The organism is Propionispira raffinosivorans DSM 20765 (assembly GCF_000381065.1).
GTDB lineage: Bacteria > Bacillota > Negativicutes > Selenomonadales > Selenomonadaceae > Propionispira > Propionispira raffinosivorans.
In genome coordinates this window covers 18,749-41,453 of record NZ_KB905862.1, presented here as the reverse complement: position 1 = coordinate 41,453, position 22,705 = coordinate 18,749, and the positions used below count along the sequence as shown (strand labels likewise).

The following is a 22,705-nucleotide window of genomic DNA, read 5'->3' as shown; positions in this document are numbered from 1 at the left end:
GAAGCCAGCTTTAACCAGCTCCTGTTTTTCCCCCTTCAATTTAATACGTAAAATTAATCTAAATCAATATTTTTAACTTGCAGGCTTCGCTGTAACAAGTCTATAACCACAAGTTTATCAAGTTCATCTAAATCCCGTTCACGTCCGGCAGCCAACAATTCATAATTACCACAATGACAACATGTCAGCCTGACTGCACTGCCTAAAACATCCGCCTCAATTGCTTTACTGCCACAAGGACAGATAATACCACCCGCTTCAGCAATATCATGAATTCGATTAATTGCCTCCAATAATATTTGCTGTTTTTCAATCTTTTCGCCATGATTCTCATGTTCTAAAATCTCAAATCCTTGACGATTAAACATTAAAATTTCTTTTATTTCCTGGCGTTTACCTATATATCCAAGTTCAAAAAAATCTTTTGCACAATAGATTTTTTCAACTTTCATTCGCATAAGCTGATGCAATGAAAATACGGCTTCATGAACTGAATTACAAACTACACAAGGAATCCGCAATCGAAAAAAATGAGATTTTGTCCGGATCAGAGTCGCCTGTTCATGTTTGAATTTACAATAAAAAATTATTTTATCAGCACTGCCGATAAAATAAGGCACATCATGTACATGAATTTTTCCACAGCGCTGACAATATAGAGCTACTGAAAAACCAGTCTGCACGATCACTGAGAATCACCTCATTCCTCAGGTATAGGTTCTTATGTCATATTTCGCCAAACCAAGGCAAAATCCTGCCTACATAAAATACCCCTTGCCGAATGAAGTATAAATAGAAAAGGACTGCTGATCCTAAAAACATAAGAGGACATACTTTAAGCCTTACACCTAAAATATGTCCCGGTTTTTCACAATATTAAATTTGCGGTGGATTCACCATGAGTTCATTAAACATTGTCATCATTAATGATCCAGCTAAAAGCATCGAGCACAAAAAAACTCCTACAAATATCAGAAACGGTAAGAAAAATACCAATACTGCTTTTGCACTAGACATACCATAGACTGCTTTAAGGACAAAAATAGAAAGAACCCCTTTCCAAATCCATACCAATATCGTTGCAACAACAACAATTCCTGCTGATGAAGTTACCGCTGCCACTAAATAAATCGGCATCAGTAAAACATCAATAAAATAAATAAAGCCTAAAAGCTTGAGCAACTGTTTAATTTGACCACATCCACCCGTAAGTTCAGCAAACAAGTGCCAAATTGCAGCTGCTGCGCCCCAAATAAACAGACTGCCAATCATATCAAAAAAGACAATTATTATTTGTGAAGTTCCACTAAAAAGACCTGTAGTAAGTCCTCCCCAAGTCGTTAACATTGTGCAAAACAAAACTACCAGCAAACTCTGTTTCAAAGATTTCGTCTGCATAATCTCAGGCATGGCTTTTTGAGGTTTTAAAAGCAAATCATACATTGTTTCTAATAAAGATCCCATATTATTACCTACCATTTCTCCGGCATTGCTTGCGGTGCGATAGATTTCAAAGCTGTATCAGCTGTTAAGCCTGAAAATAGCTCTTTTAATAAACTTTCCTTACTATTGGCCGAAAATAATAATGAAAGTGGATTATCTTTACCAAATTCCTTAATTTGTGGTTTGCCAGAAATACCAACCATTGCTGCTGTACCATCTAAGGCGTCATAATAATTACCCAGTTCATCAACGAGTCCCAATTCTTTGGCCTGTTTACCAGTATAGATACGACCATCAGCCAATTGTTTTACGCGCTCACGATCCATATGCCGGCCCTTTGCCACAACATCAACAAACCCATTATAAAGTTCATCGACAATTGCCTGCAGCATTTGATGTTCCTCGGGCGTCATGGGACGATCACTCGACAAAATATCTTTGTGAATGCCACTTTTTATTTTATCCTGACGAATACCAATTTTTTGGTACAATTCTTCCCAATTTGAATATGGCATATATACACCTATACTACCCGTTACCGTTGTCGGATTTGCATACACTTTATCAGCACAAGCTGACAACCAGTAAGCACCGGATGCTGCTGTATCCCCCATTGAAACAACAATCGGTTTGCCATTGTCTCGAATCTTATTCATTTCTTCGCCGACTTCTTCTGTCGCTGTAACGGCACCTCCTGGACTATTAATGCGCATTACGATAGCTTTGACACTTGTATCATCTGCTGCTGCATGCAAATCTTTAATCAGCTGATCGGTACCTCCGTTTCCTTCAGACAAAATAGAACTCGTCGTATGACTGCTCGTGATAACGCCATCGACATGAATGACAGCAATTTTATCAGCACTCGAAAAATTGTTCTGGGTTGATTTTTTATGGGTTGATATAAAAATCAACGCCAAAAATGACACACATACAATCCCGATAAAAATGATCATAATTTTTTTCTTGCTCATAAAAACACCACCTAAAATTAATTTTATAAAAAAACTGTTGGACAAAGCCAACAGTTTTTTTATTTTTATCGTATTTCGGAATTAATTAAAGCTGCTTTAACAAATTCTCTAAATAATGGATGTGGATTATTCGGACGGGATTTTAGCTCTGGATGAAACTGTGATGCCACAAACCAAGGATGACCCTTGACTTCAACAATTTCAACAAGGCTATCATCCGGCAACGTTCCTGCCACGATAAGACCAGCTTCAGAAAGTTGTTTACGATATACATTATTAAATTCAAAACGATGACGATGCCGTTCATGAATAAGTTCGGATTCATATGCAGTATAGGTATGCGTATCTTTCAATACCTTACAAGGATATGCTCCTAAACGCATCGTTCCACCTTTTTTTTCAACATTTTGCTGTGATGACATCAAGTCAATCACAGGATATTTGGTTTCCCGATTGAATTCTGTGCTATGTGCCTCTCTCATCCCACAGACGTGACGGGCAAATTCAATAACGGCACACTGCATACCTAAACAAAGACCTAAAAATGGAATTTTGTGTTCACGTGCATACTGGATGGCCAAAATCTTGCCTTCCACACCCCGATCCCCAAATCCCCCTGGCACTAGGATACCGCGACATCCCGCAAAAACTTCATCCAAGTCGATATCTTCAGCTTCAATCTGTTCAGCATTGACCCAGTGGATTTTTACTTCTGTATCATTCGTAATACCAGCATGATGCAGTGCTTCCGTAACAGATATATAAGCATCTGGTAGCTCAACATATTTACCAACTACAGCCACTTTGATTTTTTTTGCAGGATTATTGATTTTATAAACCATTTTTTCCCATTCAACCATATTAGCTGGGCTGTAATCCATATTGAGCTTTTCCAAAACGATTTTATCCAAACCTTCTTTTTGCATCATCAAAGGAACTTCATAAATCGTCGCAGCGGTTTTATTTTGAATGACTGCGTTAACATCCACATCACAAAACAGTGCTAATTTTTCTTTCATATCTGTCGAAATTTCTTTTTCCGTACGACAAACCAAGATATCTGGCTGAATCCCTATAGCACGTAATTCCTTAACACTGTGCTGCGTTGGTTTTGTTTTAAGTTCTCCCGCTGCTGCAATATAAGGTACCAATGTAACATGGATATACAAAACATCATTTTTGCCAACTTCTTTTTTCACTTGACGAATGGCTTCCATAAACGGCAGACTTTCAATATCACCGACAGTCCCACCGATTTCAGTAATAACAACATCCGCGCCATCTGCTGCTGCAACATCATAAACACGCTGTTTTATTTCATTTGTAATATGAGGAATGACTTGCACGGTACTGCCCAGATAGTCGCCTTTACGTTCTTTCGTAAGTACCGACCAATATACTTTTCCTGCTGTAATATTAGAACCTTTTGTCAAATTAATATCAATAAACCGTTCATAATGCCCTAAGTCTAAATCCGTTTCAGCTCCATCATCTGTAACAAAAACTTCTCCATGCTGATATGGGCTCATGGTCCCCGGATCAATATTGATATATGGATCAAACTTCTGAATGGTTACCTTAATACCACGACTTTTCAATAATCGGCCCAAAGAAGCTGCAGTGATCCCTTTACCGAGTGAAGACACAACCCCACCAGTAACAAAAATATATTTTGCCATGCGAAAATCCTCCTATTAACTGTCCCTGCGTTATTTCTCTCGAAAATATCTGCAAAATTTGCTTACGTTTCTTGAAAACACATGTCCACTATTGTATCCTCTTTACCATTTATAGTCAAGCATGATTCAGATCAATTTTGTTTATTCATTATCTGCCTGAATACCTTCAAGCAATTTTTCGCGACGTTTACTTGGTGGTTTTGGTTTTGTCCCAGCTGAGGTAGTCGAATGAGTACGCTTCACTTCTGGAGGATTCCATTCGGTAAGGCCCCACATGCTTTTACCCGCATAATGGAAACGACTATCCATATTAATCAGTGTATAAACTTCTGAGATAGCACCGGATAAGGACTGAATTGGCTTATGTTTTTTTTCGATTACATCCATCACTAAATCTTTATAGTACATAGGTTCCCCGGCTTGTGTTAATGTAAAATATGCTACATCAACTTCTGAACTAGTTAAAAAATCCAAAACTAATAACCCCTCTCAAATTAAAAACAAACTAAAGCTGCAAAGACTTTCTCTATAACTTACATTTTTTCTGGTGCACTTACACCCAGCATTGCCAGCGCATGACAAATAACATTTGCTACTGCACCCACAAGAGCTAGTCTGGCCTGCGCCAGATCCTGATCCACACCCATGATTCGACATCTATTATAAAAGCTGTGAAACTCGCTTGCGAGTTCATGCACATAACGAGCAATACGATGTGGTGCTCTTTCTTGGGCAGCGTATTCAATTTCTTCTCCATAAGCTGCCATTTTTTTTATGAGAGCTAATTCCGATTCATCGGTAAGCAGTGAAAGTTTAGGCTGATTGGCCTTGGCAATTCCAGCTTCTTGCGCTTGACGGAAGATACTGCGGATACGTGCATGTGCATACTGAATATAATAAACCGGATTTTCGCTTGATTTTGATTTTGCCAAATCGAGATCAAAATCAAGCTGGCTGTCTAAGGAACGCATAATAAAAAAGAACCGTGCTGCATCCGTGCCGACTTCTTCAATGAGTTCGGCAAGTGTTACGCTCTGCCCAGTACGTTTAGACATCTTGACAAGTTCGCCATCGCGGTACAGACTAACCATTTGCAAAAGCAGTACTTCCAAATGGTCAGGCTTATAGCCCATAGCTTCAATAGCGGCTTTCACCCGACAAATATAACCATGATGATCCGCACCCCAAATATTGATCAAAGTATCAAAACCGCGTTCAAATTTATTGCGATGATAAGCAATATCAGCTGCCAAATAGGTTGGAATGCCATTATCACGAATTACAACACGATCTTTATCATCACCGTACGCGGTAGATTTGAGCCATAACGCTCCATCTTTTTCATAGATATTTCCATTTTCCTGCAAAACCTGACAAGCTGTTTTCACATCGTCCGGATGAAGCGAACGTTCGCTAAACCACACATCAAAATTTACATTAAATGCTGCTAAATCCTCTTTAAGGGCTGCAAGTTTTTCTTTTAAAGCAAGTTCTTTAAAAATTGTCAGACGTTCTTGTTCCGGCATTTTTAAATATAAATCGCCATCTTTTTTGATAATGCGTTTTGCCGTATCAATAATATCCTGTCCATGATATCCATTTTCAGGAAATTCTACCGTTTGATCAAATAATTCTAAATAACGAGCATTCACTGAAGCCGCTAAATTGTCAATTTGATTTCCCGCATCATTGATATAATATTCGCTGGAAACTTCATATCCCGCTGCCCGCAGCAGATTGACCAGTGCACTGCCAGCAGCAGCGCCACGTCCATGACCGACATGTAACGGTCCTGTCGGGTTAGCACTCACATATTCAACCTGTATTTTGGCTGCATCCTTTTTCGGTAAATTTCCATAATTTCGGCCCGCGGCAATTATTCCAGCCAATTGATCATAAATAATATTGGCTTTCAAATAAAAATTAATAAACCCTGGACCCGCAATTTCTGTTTTTTCCAGCCAAGGTTCGCTCATTCTTTCTATAATTGCTTCGGCAATTTTTCTTGGATTCATTTTTGCAGTTTTTGCTGACTGCATGGCAAAATTCGTCGCAAAATCACCAAATTCTTTTTTGGGTGGTACTTCTAAAATGATGTCAGGCAATGTTTCTATCTGAAAAACACCCTCTGTCATTGCTTTCTGTGCTGCATTTGCAATTGACTGCATCAATAAACTTTTAATATCCAAAACAAAAAAATCCTCCCCTGCATTTGTCTAATTCAATTGGTTCTTTTCTTTTTTATCGGCGCAAATTTCAATATGCAAAAGGTTATCACTCTGCCATTGACCTTCCATCGACAATGCATAATCAATAATAACGGTTCCTGACACGGATCCATACTTAATGTTTATATCGTTTGTTTTAACAGACAAACTCAAATTACCATAAGGGGTTTTATAAATCCCCGTACTTTCATAGGCCCTGGCAAAATATTGTTCCTGCATGACATCACCTTTACGTATCAATGTCATATGGTCATCACCAATTTTCAAAAGCGTTGATGTTCCCTGCACACCACTGAGTTCACTGTCACTGTATAAGACATAATTGATGCCGTTTTTATAATAATGTTTGCCTTCCGATATCAGTTCAATTCGACTTTCCGTACCAGTTGCATCTTTCTGTGACCCAACCACAGTAACAACTACTTTATTCATCCACTCAATTACTCCTTAAAAATACACTATAGAATATTATATCTTACCAACTGAGGATTGCCAACAACTAACCAAGTTTTTCTTATAAAAAAACATACTCCTACTATTTTATAACAAACTGGCCAAAAATTCAAAGAAAAACAGACAATTTATAAAGAAAATACAAAAAGTATAAGATAAAATAATCTGTATATTTTATCTTATACTTTTCTCTTCTTGTCTATTTTAATTGAACGTTGAATTTTTCAATGAGTTTAACTGGTTTATAACTTTCTTTTGCTTTACGTAAACCCTCTAATCCCATGTCTTCTTCTCGATTGATATATTTCATATCAGCCCAGGCATTTTGAATAAAACTTTGATTGATGGCTGGATAAGCACCCCGTATTTCAGGATCTGCTTTTTCAACATGGATAACAGCGGTATCTTCATTTAGTTGTTCACCAAACGTAAACGCTACCACACGTTTATCCAGCATAATAGCCCCGCCCTTAAGACCAAATTCAACAAAATTATTGAGCACTTCAATGATTGCATTACGTTCTGCCGCAATAAATGGATCATCCGGATTTTCCTGGCTATGTTTTTTGTACCAACTATTGATATTGAGTTTACATTCCAGCATAATATCTTCTGTAATGGGCATATATTCCGCATTGGGATATGTTTTACGAAAACTATTTAAATGATTTTTTTTCGAATGATATTTGCGACCAGCTAAAGTAATGAGATCCTCACTACTATACACATAATCAAAATTATCACGATCTGCTTCAATATTAAATGCAGCCTCATCATAAGCGATGAATTCATCGGCCATCTTTTTTTCAATACCATACATGGAGAAATCCCCCCCTGTACGAGCAAAATAATCAAGCCAGTTTTTAATTGCCAGCTGCATCTTGTCAGCTGGGCCAAAAGGCTGCAAAGCAAATTCTTTACCATCCCATTCTGCTTTCATATACAAAACATCATCCTGAATGGTCCACATAATGTTATAAGCACTGCGCCACATAAAAAGATTGGTAAAATTAAAATGAGAATTCTCATAATATCTATCTTTAAAGAAAGCATCTACTGCCTGTTTGTCTTCTTTTTCTAATGCTTGAAAATTAATTTTAATCACTCCTTTGGAAACTAATAAACAAAATCGACTATCAGTTATTAATTATAACAATAATTCTCCATAAGAGCAATTAATTCTTATTATTTTTATCGGATTTGTAAGAAATAGAAATATATTTTTAAAAAGATGCTTCTTTTATCTTGCTGCTTTAATTTCCGTCCAGACACGATCATATGCGGCGATATTTTTTGCTAAATCATCAAACACTTCGGTATTTTTCAGTATCTCATCTGATGGATATGCTGCTAAATCCGTTTGTATCGATTCCGCTAGCTGTGTTTTCGCTTCCGGCAGTGGTGTTGCATAGCCAATATATTCAGCATTTTTCTGGGATACTTCTGGTCTTGCCAAATAATTGATAAATTCTTCCGCTTCAGCTTTGTGTTTTGCGCCTTTCGGAATCACAATCGAATCAAACCATAAATTCGTACCTTCTTGCGGAATAGCATATTCAATATCAGGATTTTTATCCTTAATAAACATGGCATCCCCTGACCAAACGACAGCCATAGCAGCTTCGCCCGCAATCATTTTGTCTTTGACTTCATCGACCACATAAGCCAATACAAGCGGCTTTTGCTCAATGAGTTTCTTTTTTGCTTGTTCTAGCTGCTCAGGCTCGCTTGTATTTAAGGAATAACCTAGCAGTTTAAGTGTAATGCCAATTGAATCGCGTGGACTATCAAGCATTAATATCTGTTTTTTATATTTTTTATTCCATAATATATTCCAGCTGTCAACAGGATCTGTGACCATTTTTTTATTATAAACAATTCCTACAGTCCCCCACATATAAGGCACGGAATATTCATTTTGGCTATCAAAGGGTAAATCTTTAAATTTAGCATCAACATTTTTATAATTCGGCACATTCGAAAAATCAATTTTCTCCAAAAGTCCTTCATGAATCATACGTTTAATCATATAATCCGATGGAATGACAACATCATAATCACTGCCGCCCGATTTGACTTTTACATACATATCTTCATTCGTTGCAAAGGTATCATAGACAACATGTATCCCGGTTTCTTTTTCGAAATCCTCTAAAACAACCGGATCAATATAGTCTCCCCAATTATAAACTTTCAATTCCCGCTGGGCTGTTTTTTCTCCGCCGCAGCCAGCAAGTATAACTCCTATCACCAAGCACAACGCCGCTATTATTAAAAATTTTACGATTTTTTTCAAATTTATAGCCTCCTTAATTCATTTCTGTTTTGGTAATTCTTTTATTAACGATAAGCAATAACAATAAAACGGCACCAAACAACAACGTCGATAAAGCGTTAATCGTTGGATGAATACCCCTTCGTGCCATCGAATAAATCAAGATTGAAAGATTATTAACACCCGATCCTGTTGTGAAAAAACTAATAACAAAATCATCAATTGATAAAGTGAATGCAAATAACAAACCAGTTATAATACCTGGCATGATCTCTGGAAAAACGATTTTACGAAATGCCACGCGCGGTGTTGCGCCAAGATCAAGGGCCGCTTCGTAAAGGCTATGGTTAAATTGCTTTAATTTTGGCAAAACCGCTAAAACAACGTAAGGAACATTAAAAACGATATGTGCTAACAGTAGTGAGAAAAAGCCCAGTTCAAACTTCACAAAAATAAAAAGGAGCATAAGTGAAATACCAGTAACGATATCGGGGTTCAGTACTGGCAGATAGGTAAGATTCATCACAATATTTTTTTGAAAAGGCTTCATGTGATAATAAATTGCCAAAGCTGCCACAGTCCCGATGATTGTGGCTAGTAGTGAAGCAAGTACAGCAATCGATATTGTATAATACAATGCATTTAAAATTTCACTATTATGGAAAAGTTCCGCGTACCAGCGTAACGTAAAACCATCCCAGCTTCCTCGCGATTTTGAATCATTGAACGAGAAAACAATTAAAACTACAATCGGTGCATAAAGGAAAAGATATATACTGCCCGCATAAAGTTTTTTGATAAGGTTCATCAAAAAAACATCCCCCCTTCATTTTCTTTTTCATACCGCGACATAAAGCCCAAGCTTAATAAAATTAGAACAAGCATAAATACAGAAAGAGCTGAACCAAAGTTCCAATCTCCTACTGCTAAAAATTGTTCCTCAATTAAATTTCCAATCAGTGTATATTGCCCTCCACCCAAAAGCCTTGAAATAACAAATGTCGTAACGGCCGGCATGAAAACCATGAGAATTCCCGCATAAACCCCAGGCAAACTCAAAGGAAACGTAATTTTTATAAAAGCCTGCCAACGCGAAGCCCCTAGATCCTCAGCCGCTTCAATGAGATTTTTATCCATTTTCATCAAAACAGAATAAATTGGCAAAATCATAAAAGGCAAGAAATTATATACCATACCCAGCACCACCGCATAATCTGTATATAAAATATTAACGGCAGGTAAATGCAGCGAAGTAAGTATGATATTAATAAGACCTTTCCGCTCGAGTAATGTCATCCAAGCGTAGGTGCGCAAAAGAAAATTCATCCACATGGGAATTACAATCATTAAGACCAACATGGAACGATATTTTAGTTTCGTACCCGCAAGAATCATTGCCATCGGATAGCCAATCAGAAAACAAAGGATTGTACTGAGTCCTGCCAAATAAATTGAATGCCAAAAAACCCCCAGATAAATTGGATCAACTACACGCTGCATTGCAGTAAGTGTAAATTCTCCTGTTGGCGAAGTAAACGCGAAAAAAACAATCAAAGCTAAAGGGATAACCGTAAAAAGAGCCATCCAGATATGATATGGATATGTAAGCCATTTTTTCCCCATCAGCTCTGCACCTGCTTCATTACATGGATCTCATCCGGACCAATGCAAAGTCCAATTTCACTTTGAGGCATTGCCATTTTGGTACTATGAATCAACCAGCTGTAACCATCGTCCATCGTGGCTGCCATCTCATAATATACTCCTTTAAAGGTAACAGTCTGTACAACAGCTGTAAACATCCCCTGTACTGTGCTTACAACCTGTATGTCTTCCGGACGCACAACAATATCTACCATTTCATTTATCGAAAAACCGCTGTCAACACAGGGGAATTCATGTCCAGCAAAAAAGCTTCGATAATCGGCGATCATTCGTCCAGGCAGAATATTGCTATCACCTATGAAATCTGCAACAAAGGCATTTTTCGGTTCATTATAAATATCTTCCGGTCGGCCAATCTGTTGTATTGTACCATTATTCATGACAACAATTGTGTCGCTCATCGTCAATGCCTCTTCTTGATCATGTGTTACATAAATAAAAGTGATCCCTAAACGCATCTGAATTTTTTTAAGTTCGCTTTGCATCTCACGCCGTAATTTCAAATCAAGTGCACCTAATGGTTCATCCAGCAACAAAACTTCAGGCTCATTGATCAACGCCCGTGCAATTGCAATACGCTGCTGTTGTCCGCCACTTAAAGAGTCAATACTACGATGTTCAAAGCCTGATAGATTAACCAACGCCAACATATCCATTACACGATTTGTGATCTCTTTTTGATGAACTTTTTGAATTTTAAGACCAAAAGCTATATTTTCAAAGACATTCATGTGTGGAAACAGCGCATATTTCTGAAATACGGTATTGATTTTTCGTTTATAAGGCGGCCATAAACTTATATCTGTATCAGCAAAAAACACACTGCCTTGTTCGGCTTGCTCAAATCCGGCCAAAATGCGGAGCATGGTCGTCTTGCCACAGCCACTAGGTCCCAACAATGTTAAAAATTCATTTTTTCTGACATGCAGAGTAATATCATTTAATATTTTATTATTTTCAAATGATTTACTAATGTGATCCATCTTAATAAGTACTTTTTTTTCCAATTTTATAATCTGCCCTTTCGCTTAGAAACTCGGTAGTGATACAATCCAGAAATCTTTATCCACCTAAATAAATCATATTTTACAATTAAAGTCAATAGAAAAACAGGTAGTCACAATATTCCCCAATATCATAACTACCTGTTTCTTAAAAAAAATCGAAACCAAGTTAGGCTGGCTGTATAAAAGAATATACAGATTATAACTTATTTATAATATTTTACCCCAGCTTCAAAAAGTTTTTGGTCTTTTTGACCCGGAATATTCATACAGACACCATTACCGATTCGCTCAGAATGCCCCATCTTACCTAGAATACGTCCGTCTGGGCTTGTAATTCCTTCAATAGCTTCGGTTGATCCGTTCGGATTAAAAGGTATCGTCAGGGCTGGATTTCCTGTAAAATCAACGTATTGCGTAGCAATCTGTCCGTTGGCACGAAGCTTTGCCACAATATCCGGTGATGCTACAAAGCGGCCTTCACCATGAGATACGGCAATCGTGTGTACATCTTCCACTTGAACATTATTGAACCAAGGAGAAAGGTTCGATACAACTTTTGTATTGACCATACACGAAATATGGCGCCCAATCTGATTATGGGTAAGGGTCGGTGTATCAATCGTTAAATCCGTGATTTCGCCATATGGAACGAGCCCTAATTTAATTAGAGCCTGAAACCCATTGCAAATCCCCAGCATAAGTCCATCTCTTCTTTTTAATAAATTCATAACTGCTTCTGCTATGCGCGGATTACGGAACATTGCTGCAATAAATTTACCGGAACCATCTGGTTCATCCCCTCCGCTAAAACCACCTGGCAGCATAACAATCTGCGACTGCTTGATACCTCTAACGATAGCTTCAACAGATTCCTCTACCGCAGTTGCCGTCAAATTGCGAATAACAAGTGTTTCAGCTTGACCGCCGGCCTTTTCAAAAGCTTTTACTGTATCGTATTCACAATTCGTCCCCGGGAATACCGGAATAAAAATACGCGGTTTTGCATAAGAATCTTGACGAGATACCTTATTGCCAACTTTATAAAATACAGACTTAATACGTTTTGCATTGGCATTTTCTTTCGTTTTAGTCGGGAATATTTTTTCCAAGGTCCCCGTAAAAGCCTTTTCTACTTTTGCAATACTAATAATACTGTCACCACAAATGATATTTGGTAATTCAATCGTCGTCCCGAGTTCATAATAACCCGTACCTTCAAGCGATTTTTCCGGATTTGCATCCAGTGTAAGTTCAAGAATTACTGTACCATAGTCACAAGCAAACAAAGTATCATTCGTTACTTTCGGTGTGAATTCAAAACCAATACGATTTCCTAATGTCATTTTACTGATAGCTGCTGCGACACCGCCATTGCGTACACTATGAGCTGACAAAATTTTACCTTTTTTGCTCAAGGCGCTAATGCAGGAAAAATTATGCTTCAATCCTGCAAAATCTGGTAGATCATAAGCATCCCGCACTGCTGGCACAATATAAATCTTGCTGCCAACGTTTTTAAATTCTGGTGAAACGGCTTCTTGTGCCTTTAGAATATCAACTGCAAAAGCAATCAAAGAAGGTGGTACACTGATATCCATAAATGTACCCGACATTGAATCCTTCCCACCGATAGCCGGAATACCAAATGCATGCTGAACTTGCAAAGCACCTAATAATGCACTGAATGGTTTTCCCCATTTAGCACTATCTTTACCAAGACTTTCAAAGTATTCCTGCAGCGTTAAACGAATCTTATCATAACTTCCGCCTAATGCAACCATTTTTGTTACAGCTTCAACCACTGCATAAACAGAACCATGAAATGGGCTCCACGCCATTAAATGTGGATTAAAACCATATGTCATAGCCGTCGCTGTTGTCGTTTCTCCAGACATAACTGGTAATTTTGCTACCATACCTTCAGCCGGGGTCAATTGATACTGCCCGCCAAATGACATAAGAACCGTATTGGCACCAATGGTAGAATCAAAACGTTCAGCCAGCCCTTTTTGACTGCACACGTTAAGATCTTTTAAATTGTCCAGCCAAATTTTTTCGACATCAACGTTTCCATCAAGCAAGGATTCATAACTTTGTTTAAAATAATTTTTTGTTTCATCCGGCAGATTAATTTTTATATTGATATGTTGCTTTACACCATTCGTATCTAAAAAAGCACGGCTTAAATTCACAATTGCTTTGCCACGCCATAACATCATAAGTCTTGCATCGTCGGTTACATTGGCTACAACCGTAGCTTCCAGGTTTTCCGCATCAGCATAAGCAATAAACGTTTTAACATTTTCCGCTTTAAGCACCACGGCCATACGTTCCTGTGACTCTGAAATCGCCAATTCAGTGCCATCAAGACCATCATATTTTTTTTGTACTTGATCTAGATTAATGACAAGTCCGTCCGTTAATTCACCAATTGCTACTGCAACACCACCCGCACCAAAATCATTACAGCGTTTTATCAATGTGCTTACTTGAGGATTTCTAAACAACCGTTGAATTTTACGTTCGGTTGGTGCATTCCCTTTTTGAACTTCAGCGCCGCATGATTTGAGTGAATCCTGGGTATGTTCTTTGGATGAACCAGTGGCTCCGCCGCAACCATCACGACCAGTCTTGCCGCCGACCAAAACAATCACGTCACCAGGATTTGGAACTTCACGGATTACATTACATTTTGGTGCAGCGGCAATAACAGCCCCTACTTCCAAACGCTTAGCAACAAAACCCTCATGATAAACTTCACTGACCTGCCCTGTGGCGAGTCCAATCTGATTGCCATAAGAACTGTAGCCATTGGCCGCACCTAATGTAATTTTCTTTTGCGGCAATTTACCTGGCATTGTTTCCGAAATAGCTTTTCTTGGATCAGCCGCCCCAGTTACACGCATTGCCTGATAAACATAGGAGCGCCCTGAAAGCGGATCACGAATTGCACCGCCCAGACAAGTTGCAGCTCCGCCAAATGGTTCAATTTCAGTTGGATGATTATGGGTTTCATTTTTAAACATAACCAGCCACTCTTCATTTTTTTCATCAATATCCGCATTGACAACAATACTACAGGCATTGATTTCTTCCGAGACATCAAGATCTGCTAATTTCCCCATTTTACGCAGCTGTTTCATGCCGATTACAGCAATATCCATAAGTGTGATGTCACGCTCTTTCGCACCATATACAGACTCACGATCTGCCAAATATTGTTGATAGGCTGCTTTTATTGGTTCAGCAAAATATCCTGCCTCAATATCGACTGCCTCAACTTTCGTCATAAAAGTCGTATGACGACAATGATCAGACCAATACGTATCAATAACTTTAATTTCACTTATGCTTGGATCACGCTTTTCCGTATTACGAAAATACATTTGACAAAACTTGAGATCTTCAAAACTCATCGCAAATCCATGTTCATCCATAAATTTTTGAAGATCCAGATCCGTTTTTTTGATAAAGCCGGTCAAAATTTCGACATCAGCTGGAATATCCGCTTGTAAATTCAAAGTTTCTGGTTTGCTCAGCACGGCCTCGCGACTTTCTACTGCATTGATACAATAGTCTTTGATTTTTACAAAAGCCTCATCATCAATTGATCCTACAAGTATGATTACTTTTGCTGTCGTAATAACAGGGCGCTCTTTTTGCGTAATAAGCTGCACACATTGTGCTGCCGAATCCGCCCGTTGATCATATTGGCCTGGTAAATATTCTACCGCAAACATGCGTGAATTGGTAAATTCAGGTAATATTTCATCATAGACGACATCTACCGTTGGTTCAGAAAAAACAAGATTTCGGGCCTTCATGTATTCATCATCGCTAAGACCTTCAATATCGTAACGTTGGATGATGCGTACTGCTTTTAACCGGTCAAGGCCAAAACTTTCCTGTAAATCAGCGCACAATGCCTGTGCCGGTATATCGAAAAACCCTTGACGTTTTTCTACATAAATTCTTTTTACACTCATTAATTCATAATCCTCCAACTCTTCGCTTGCAGTAAAATCCTTTTTTATATGGTTCCTTTAACCTTCGGCATGTTACGGCCATAAAATATTTCTGCCATTTCTTTTTTTAAACGCTGCTTGATTTTTTTCTTTTCGCCATTTAATAACTCCTGTTTTGGTGTACCAAAAAGATAATTATCAAGATCAAACTCCCTAAGTAACATCTTTGTGTGGAAAATATGTTCCTGATATACATTAACATCTATCATCTGATATTGATTACGGGTATTCGGCTCAATAAAGTTCTGAATCGAATTAATTTTATGGTCAATAAAATATTTTTTCCCATTCACATCACGCGTAAAACCTCGTACACGATAATCTGCCATAACAATATCAGAACAAAATGATTTCAACAAATAATTTAATGCCTTAAGTGGTGATATTTCGCCACATGTCGAAACATCAATATCGGCTCGAAAAGTCGTTATCCCCTGATCCGGATGACTTTCCGGATACGTATGCACTGTAATATGGCTTTTATCAAGATGGCAGACCACATCGCCTGTTTCGACTGGACCTTCAGAAATCAGCATTGTCACGCTCGCTCCCTGGGGGTCATAATCCTGTTTGGCGATATTTAAGATATTGGCACCAATAATATTAGCAACCTCTGTCAAAATGTTCGTTAAGCGCTCGGCATTGTACTCTTCATCGATATACTCGATATATTCTTGCTTATGTTCTGCCGTTTTTGCATAACAAATATCATACATATTAAAGCTCAATGTTTTTGTTAAATTATTAAAGCCATAAAGTTTTAGTCTGTTTGTGCTTTCCATTTACTCCACCTTACTATTTATTTCATAAACTTTTATTTCTCTATTATAATTCTATAATACGTCAACTGCAATTTTAATTACTACTTTTATTACAGATTCAGGTTTTTCTACGCAAGAGCAAGGTCGATGGACATCCTGCGGATACAAAATTGCATATACCCCTTCTTCTAAAAGCAGATCACTTTCCGGAATTAAATTCTTATAAAAAATTGCATCTTTTTCCGCTAGACAATCTTCTTCAACCGTAATAAGTGACGTGAGTGGACACCAACCCATATATTCTTGTCCCTTGGCAACATATTGAATATCAATATATTTCGCATGCGTCTCGGCGCGACAATCTTTGACAGCACGAGTTTGATACTTTTGCACCATCGCATAAATTCGTTTTCCATCAATTTCATAAGTTCCCGGTTCCATCGCCGCACAATCATTTCCTTTTAAGAATCTCATGGCTTTTTTTATCGCTTCTGGATATGGGTACAGTTCTTCTTCAAAATTTTCAATGTGTCCAATGATCATGAAAACAACCCCTTTTTTATTATATATAATGTATTAAATAAATGATATCCAGCCTATTAGGCTGCCATATAAAATATTCAATGCAATTTATATAGCTATAATATTTTTAAAATATTGTTGAATAGTATTTCCGCCTATGGTATTATTTTATACAAATATACAAATATACGCAATGATTGGAGAAGTACAAATTTAAATTCTTTTTCAGAGAGACGATAGTTGGTGTGAATCGTCAAGATTAAATTTGGAAAGCTGTCCAGGAGTGGTGGGCTGAACAACTCTTAAGTAGGCCTTACCGTATGCCGGCGTTAACGGCTGTTAAGTGAGCTTTATAGCTAACTAAGGTGGTACCACGGGAACAACAGTCCTCGTCCTTTTTATAGGATGAGGGCTTTTTTCATTTATTTATAAAATACAAGGAGTGACAAACATGCGAGAATTATTAGAACTATTAGAACATGATGCCCGAAGACCAGTGAATGAATTGGCGGCCATGCTGCATCGATCAGAATATGAAGTTGAGCAACAAATCAAACAACTAGAAAAAGACAACGTAATCTTAAACTACAATACTCTGATCAACTGGGAAAAGTTTGGTGACGATATGGTCACTTCAATCATTGAAGTCAATGTAACACCGCAGCGCGAAGTCGGTTTTGATGCCATTGCCGAACGAATTTATCGTTTTGATGAAGTCCGCTCACTCTATCTTATGTCTGGTAGTTTCGATCTTCTGGTAATTATTGAGGGCAAATCCCTTAAAGATATCTCCAATTTCGTCTCTACACGACTGGCTACTATTGAAGGTATCACGAGCACCCGCAGCCATTTCATGCTCAAACCGTATAAAAAAGACGGTTCCATTATTGATGATCAAGAATGTGATCGCAGACTGGTGGTCACACCATGAACTGGGAAAACCGCATATCGCCAGCCGTCAATGCAATTGCACCATCAGGCATACGTAAATTCTTTGATATTGCAGCTGAAATGGAAGATGTCATTTCACTTGGTGTTGGTGAACCCGATTTTGTAACCCCTTGGTCAATCCGTGAAAGCTGCGTTTATGGTCTTGAACAAGGTTATACGTCCTATACATCAAATCGTGGTCTGCTTGAACTACGCCAGGAAATAACGAGTCTCATTGAACGCGAACACCAAATAACCTATGATCCCAAAAAAGAAGTTCTTGTGACGGTGGGAGTAAGTGAAGCACTCGACATTGCCATGCGTGCTGTTTTAGCCCCGGGCGATGAAGTTCTGATTCCTGAACCATGTTATGTTTCATATAAAGCCTGTGTCACCCTTGCAGGAGGCAAAGTGATCAGTGTACCAACAAAAATTGAAAATGAATTTCGTATAACAGCCGAAGAACTCGCAGACTATGTTACACCAAAAACAAAAGTACTTTTAATTGGTTATCCAAATAATCCAACGGGCGCTGTTATGGATTATGAAACACTAGAAAAAATTGCTAATTTTGCTGAAAAACATGATTTAATCGTAATTTCCGATGAAATCTATTGCAATCTCATCTACGCAAATACAAAACATACCTGCTTTGCATCACTCGATAAAATGAAAGATCGAACAATCTTACTCAATGGTTTTTCGAAAGCTTATGCCATGACTGGCTGGCGGATTGGTTATGCTCTTGCCAATCCAGTCATCATCTCAGCGATGACAAAAATCCATCAATACACCATACTTTGTGCACCGATCACCGCACAAATCGCTGCGATTGAAGCCCTGAGACATGGTGAAAAATACATGAAAAAGATGGTCTCAGAATATGATAAGCGCCGCCTTTTGATTTTAGATGGAATGCGAAAAATCGGACTTGAATGTTTTGAGCCAAAAGGTGCCTTTTATATTTTCCCCTGTATAAAAAACACTGGCTTGACTTCTGAAGAATTTGCGGAAAGCCTGCTGCGATCTGAGCGCGTAGCGCTTGTTCCAGGCAATGCGTTTGGGGATTGCGGTGAAGGTTTTATTCGCTGCTCTTATGCTACCTCTGTACCCAAAATTTCCGAGGCACTTGTACGGATTGAAAACTTTCTTAAAAATCATGTATATCGATAAATAATCTACAAAAAACCAGCAGTGGAGCTGAACGCTCTTTCGTTCAGCTCCTTATTTACCGCGTTTAAACTTTAAATTTTTCAACCTCACTTTGTAAACTGTTTGCTAGTGCCGCCAGTTTTTGACTGGCCTCTGCTATTTCATGCATCGAAGCTGCTTGTTCTTGTGTTGCAGCCGATACGGATTGTGCTTCATCGGCATTTGATTGACTCACATTTTCAATCGATTGAATTGATGTCAGCATCGTTTGACTGTCACCAGCCATTACTTGGATGGCCTGCGAAATCGTATTGATTTCCAGTGATAAAGAATCAATAGAGCCTACGATGGATTGAAAAACTTCATCGGCTGATTTAACGGAAATCATTCCCGCATCTACACTTTCCGTCCCGCTTGCACTAGCTCTAACGGCTTTTTCCATATCCAAATTATTTTTTTTAACAAGATCTGCAATCTGCGCTGAAGAACGTTCTGATTCTTCGGCAAGTTTTCGCACCTCTTCCGCCACAACAGCAAAACCACGCCCCTGTTCTCCTGCCCGGGCAGCCTCAATTGCCGCATTTAGTGCCAAAAGATTTGTCTGCCCAGCAATACTCGAAATAAGCTCCACTATATTGCTGATTTCATTGGACCCTTTAGCTAGTTCGGCAATAGACAACTGTACGGTCTGTGATCCTGCATTAATTTGCTGCATCTGCTTCACCACATCAGAAATAGATTGTCGACCTGTTACAACCTGCGTTGTCGTTTGCTGTACAACACTCGTGATACGGTCTGTTTTTTCTGCTATCGCATCGGCACTGGCTGCAATGGCACCAGTAACTGCATGAATTTTATTAATTGCTGCGGATTGTTTTTCGACACCTTGCGCAATTTCTGTTATAGAACCAGCAACTTGATTTGAAGCTTCCGCTGATTGCTGTGCACCGGCTGTGAGTTCTTCACTTGCTGCCGCAACTTGTTCAGCTTGACCTTGTACATTACGCAGTAAATCACGTAGCGTTCGCCGCATGATAGAAAACCCTCTTGCTAACTGCCCAATCTCATCGCGAGCATCCACGCTCAGCTGATCCCGACGAAGATCACCATCATTTAGAACCTGACATTCATCGCGAATGGCTTTGATTGGTAACGAAATACGTTTTGAAAATAAAAATATAACAATAGCTGCGAACACAATGGCCGCATTTGATATGACACTCATTATTTTAAACAGCATATTCGCAGCCGCCTCAACTTCACTCGTTGGCGCCGCGGCAATCACCGCCCAATCATGTCCATCCATATGAATTGGTGTTATCACTGCCGTCGATTCAATACCTTCAAGCGTCTTATAGCTAAGTGCTTCTTGTTTCCCAGTAGTCATCGTATTTTTGAAGCTGCTCATTAAACGGTCATCAAGTGCACCATTCAGACCATCAACTGTTTTTTTACTCAAATCCATTTTTCCAACAAATTCTGGATGTTTGCCATAACCTATCACAACTCCGTCTTGATCGACAATATAAGCGTACCCAGTTTCTTTAAATTTAACATCACTGACTAATTGCGACAAATTGTCCAGACGAATCGTCCCAAATACGAAGCCGATCAGTTCTCCATTTTCCAAGACAGGTCTTGCCAGTACAGTAATCAACTGACCCGTGGTACCAGAAATAGAAGGACCTGACATATATGGTTTTTTTGTTTCACGCACTTTTTTAATATAGTCGCGATCCCCGCGCTCCATGATCTGTCCAGTTTCATTAATCGTTTTACCAGACAAATCCGTATAACAAACCATGTCAAACCCGCTTGTTCGTTGTTTCGCTGCCGCTAAGATTTGCACTTTCGCCGCATTATCTCCATGTGACAGTGCCTGCACCGATGACAAATCATCGAGACGAATCATTTTCCCACTAATTTCTTTATCAATTTGGACTGCAATCTGGCTGCCAATACCACGAGCAATTTCGTCTGCATCAGTACGTAATGATTGATTCGCAATATAATAACTTATACTTGATAATAGAACAAACCCTACTATGAATAACGGCATTAAAACAACAATAAATTTGGTACTAACATTTTTAAACTGCATTTTGGCCCTCACAATTCATTTTCCTTCACTGTAAATTTTATAAAACAGAATCTATTGCAAGGATATATTGATTTCGATCCGATGTCCGCTTAAATCCATATCAATCGCTAAATACTGTTCACTACTGATTTTGACCACAAAATTATGACCAACTGATAAACTCGGTGTAGAGATATCAACATCATACCCCAGTGTTGCCAGATTCGTCGCTGCATTGGCCGTAAGCATATTTGACAGCTCTGATATAGCACTTTGTGCCATATCATTGAATTCATCGACGGGCATTCCCATCATCATTGTGGAGGCAATGTACTTTGCTGTTTCTTCTGACATATTATAAGCAACATTACCGCGAATCTGTTTTGTAAAACCAACTAATACTGTTACACCCAAACTTTGTGCTGATTTATCCTTCACGGATACCTTTTTTCTGGTAATATCTTGAAAACCGATTTGCGGCATCACCGTCATAAAAGCATCTATAAACGGGTTTACAAATTTTGCATCCATTTTCCTATTCTCCCTCCGCAAAACCAATATTCATTTTGAAATCACCTAAGCGTGTACTCGCTGTAATATTAAACGAAGTAAGCTTAGGATTCACAATACGGATTCTATGTCCACAAATCGTTCCCGGGGGAGTAATTCGCATTTCTTTATCTTTGCAAATATCATTAATCATTGATACACTTCGCCCAACAATGATATTCGCTGATTCCTCCACGCTGTCACTCGCCTCCTCTTCCGACAACTCTTCTTCTTCACCCATCCCCAGCATGATTTTCGAATATCGATTCATCGTTTGTGTATCCATATGCAAGATAGCACGCCCCATTGGAACACCAGTCAAACCAATAATGACGGCAATACCGTTCACATCGAGAAAATCATCTTTATCCAGCTCAAGATCAACTTTACTATGCAGTCCCGCCAAACTAAATAAATTTTTCTGCAAGACTTTTATAAATGGCTTTACATAGGATTCTCTGAGTACATCTATTGAATTTTCGGTTGATTGGCAAACCATCTGTAAAGTATCAATCAATTCATTCGCATTAATTGGTTTTTGTAAAAAAGAATTGATCCCCACATTACGACCACGCATCATCAAACTTGCATCTTTCATTGCACTAATCATCACAATTTTAGCATTGGGATTGATTTCTAAAATTTTCCGACTGCACTCAATGCCATCCCCATCCGGTAAATTCATATCCATAGTGACAACATCGGGATTTAGCGAACGATATTTCTCTACAGCCTCCATACTGTTTTTGGCATAATCACAAATTTGAAACGTTGTTCTTGACAACACACTTGCCATCATAATTCGGCTGACTTTCGAATCATCAACTACCAGAACCCGAATTTTTTCCACTAAAACTCACCTTCTTCTACTTATATTCCTACTTATTCTACTTACATGTAAAATTAAACATTACACAAAAAACTCCTGCATCGAAACAGTCTTTTTCAGTAGAAAGCAAAAC

Annotated in this window: 20 protein-coding genes and 1 other annotated feature; of the genes, 2 read left to right on the top strand and 18 right to left on the bottom strand. The window is 38.5% G+C overall.

Translation table 11 applies throughout. From position 1 onward, the window contains the following. Positions 1-53: 53 nt before the first annotated feature. From F606_RS21375 to F606_RS0115985, 15 genes are all read right to left on the bottom strand, one after another. Positions 54-689 carry a hypothetical protein gene (locus F606_RS21375; RefSeq protein ID WP_019554913.1) on the bottom strand — a complete coding sequence of 212 codons (636 nt, stop codon included), beginning with the start codon at positions 687-689 and terminating at the stop codon, positions 54-56. A gap of 187 nt (positions 690-876) precedes the next feature. After that, a complete protein-coding gene (locus F606_RS0116050) occupies positions 877-1,479 on the bottom strand; it encodes a YIP1 family protein (RefSeq protein WP_019554912.1) in 603 nt (200 codons plus the stop codon). Beyond that, the gene (sppA, locus tag F606_RS0116045; RefSeq protein ID WP_019554911.1) at positions 1,473-2,417 is read right to left on the bottom strand and encodes a signal peptide peptidase SppA; all 945 of its coding nucleotides are present in this window, start codon (positions 2,415-2,417) and stop codon (positions 1,473-1,475) included. The genes F606_RS0116050 and sppA overlap by 7 nt, the downstream gene beginning before the upstream one ends. A 65-nt stretch (positions 2,418-2,482) precedes the next feature. Then, positions 2,483-4,096, bottom strand: coding sequence for a CTP synthase (locus F606_RS0116040; protein ID WP_019554910.1), 1,614 nt, complete (start codon positions 4,094-4,096; stop codon positions 2,483-2,485). 141 nt (positions 4,097-4,237) lie between these two features. Continuing rightward, positions 4,238-4,570, bottom strand: a complete 333-nt coding sequence (gene rpoE, locus F606_RS0116035) for a DNA-directed RNA polymerase subunit delta (RefSeq protein ID WP_019554909.1) — start codon at positions 4,568-4,570, stop codon at positions 4,238-4,240. A gap of 59 nt (positions 4,571-4,629) precedes the next feature. Then, the gene (gene argS, locus F606_RS0116030; protein WP_019554908.1) at positions 4,630-6,285 is read right to left on the bottom strand and encodes an arginine--tRNA ligase; all 1,656 of its coding nucleotides are present in this window, start codon (positions 6,283-6,285) and stop codon (positions 4,630-4,632) included. A gap of 27 nt (positions 6,286-6,312) precedes the next feature. Next, positions 6,313-6,756, bottom strand: a complete 444-nt coding sequence (locus F606_RS0116025) for a YwiB family protein (RefSeq protein ID WP_019554907.1) — start codon at positions 6,754-6,756, stop codon at positions 6,313-6,315. 220 nt (positions 6,757-6,976) lie between these two features. Then, entirely contained in the window at positions 6,977-7,882 is a 906-nt protein-coding gene (locus F606_RS0116020) for a DUF2156 domain-containing protein (RefSeq protein ID WP_019554906.1), read from the bottom strand. Positions 7,883-8,017: 135 nt separating this feature from the next. Further along, positions 8,018-9,073 carry an ABC transporter substrate-binding protein gene (locus F606_RS0116015; protein ID WP_019554905.1) on the bottom strand — a complete coding sequence of 352 codons (1,056 nt, stop codon included), beginning with the start codon at positions 9,071-9,073 and terminating at the stop codon, positions 8,018-8,020. A 13-nt stretch (positions 9,074-9,086) separates the two neighbouring features. After that, complete coding sequence (locus F606_RS0116010) at positions 9,087-9,860, bottom strand: ABC transporter permease (RefSeq protein WP_019554904.1); 774 nt, start codon at positions 9,858-9,860, stop codon at positions 9,087-9,089. After that, positions 9,860-10,675, bottom strand: coding sequence for an ABC transporter permease (locus F606_RS0116005; protein WP_019554903.1), 816 nt, complete (start codon positions 10,673-10,675; stop codon positions 9,860-9,862). Before F606_RS0116005 ends, F606_RS0116010 begins: the two co-directional genes overlap by 1 nt. After that, positions 10,675-11,724, bottom strand: a complete 1,050-nt coding sequence (locus F606_RS0116000; RefSeq protein ID WP_019554902.1) for an ABC transporter ATP-binding protein — start codon at positions 11,722-11,724, stop codon at positions 10,675-10,677. Before F606_RS0116000 ends, F606_RS0116005 begins: the two co-directional genes overlap by 1 nt. Positions 11,725-11,927: 203 nt before the next feature. Beyond that, on the bottom strand, positions 11,928-15,710 hold the full coding sequence (locus F606_RS0115995; protein ID WP_019554901.1) for a phosphoribosylformylglycinamidine synthase: 3,783 nt from the start codon (positions 15,708-15,710) through the stop codon (positions 11,928-11,930). Positions 15,711-15,754: 44 nt separating this feature from the next. Then, the gene (speD, locus tag F606_RS0115990) at positions 15,755-16,531 is read right to left on the bottom strand and encodes an adenosylmethionine decarboxylase (protein ID WP_019554900.1); all 777 of its coding nucleotides are present in this window, start codon (positions 16,529-16,531) and stop codon (positions 15,755-15,757) included. Positions 16,532-16,582: 51 nt separating this feature from the next. Then, complete coding sequence (locus tag F606_RS0115985) at positions 16,583-17,053, bottom strand: NanQ anomerase/TabA/YiaL family protein (RefSeq protein ID WP_019554899.1); 471 nt, start codon at positions 17,051-17,053, stop codon at positions 16,583-16,585. Between the two features lie 163 nt (positions 17,054-17,216). Next, positions 17,217-17,432, top strand: a binding site (T-box leader). Between the two features lie 51 nt (positions 17,433-17,483). On the opposite strand from F606_RS0115985, the gene F606_RS0115980 reads away from it, so the two are divergent. Beyond that, on the top strand, positions 17,484-17,963 hold the full coding sequence (locus F606_RS0115980) for an Lrp/AsnC family transcriptional regulator (protein ID WP_019554898.1): 480 nt from the start codon (positions 17,484-17,486) through the stop codon (positions 17,961-17,963). Next, positions 17,960-19,135 carry an aminotransferase class I/II-fold pyridoxal phosphate-dependent enzyme gene (locus tag F606_RS0115975; RefSeq protein WP_019554897.1) on the top strand — a complete coding sequence of 392 codons (1,176 nt, stop codon included), beginning with the start codon at positions 17,960-17,962 and terminating at the stop codon, positions 19,133-19,135. The genes F606_RS0115980 and F606_RS0115975 overlap by 4 nt, the downstream gene beginning before the upstream one ends. Before the next feature lie 64 nt (positions 19,136-19,199). On the opposite strand, the gene F606_RS0115970 is transcribed toward F606_RS0115975, so the two are convergent. The 3 genes from F606_RS0115970 to F606_RS0115960 are packed head-to-tail and all read right to left on the bottom strand — an operon-like array spanning position 19,200 to position 22,593. Beyond that, positions 19,200-21,215, bottom strand: coding sequence for a methyl-accepting chemotaxis protein (locus tag F606_RS0115970; RefSeq protein ID WP_019554896.1), 2,016 nt, complete (start codon positions 21,213-21,215; stop codon positions 19,200-19,202). A gap of 51 nt (positions 21,216-21,266) precedes the next feature. Beyond that, positions 21,267-21,725 (bottom strand): chemotaxis protein CheX, encoded by a 459-nt coding sequence (locus F606_RS0115965; protein ID WP_019554895.1) that lies wholly within the window; start codon positions 21,723-21,725, stop codon positions 21,267-21,269. Between the two features lie 4 nt (positions 21,726-21,729). Next, a complete protein-coding gene (locus F606_RS0115960; protein WP_019554894.1) occupies positions 21,730-22,593 on the bottom strand; it encodes a response regulator in 864 nt (287 codons plus the stop codon). Positions 22,594-22,705: the final 112 nt, after the last annotated feature.